The following is a 229-nucleotide window of genomic DNA, read 5'->3' on the forward strand; positions in this document are numbered from 1 at the left end:
GCCTTGTGGCACGGTGAACATAGGCTGCCCGCCATACTGAGGCTGTGGAGGTTGCTGAACAGGTCGCTGTATCGGCTGCTGCACGGGACGCATTACAGTCTGTTGTGGCTGTGGCGGCATCTGTCGTGGTGCTGCCTGCGGCTGGATAGGCTGCTGTGCAGGTTGCGGTGCCACATTCTGCGGTTGTGCCACTTGTGGAGCCGGTGCAGGAGTCTCTTCCATCATCCCG

Annotated in this window: 1 protein-coding gene; it reads left to right on the top strand. The window is 61.1% G+C overall.

From position 1 onward, the window contains the following. A partial coding sequence (locus tag NW211_RS14100; protein WP_258328302.1) for a hypothetical protein occupies positions 1-229 on the top strand: 229 nt, incomplete at both ends.

The organism is Barnesiella sp. ET7 (genome assembly GCF_024733785.1).
GTDB classification, from domain to species: domain Bacteria; phylum Bacteroidota; class Bacteroidia; order Bacteroidales; family Barnesiellaceae; genus Barnesiella; species Barnesiella merdigallinarum.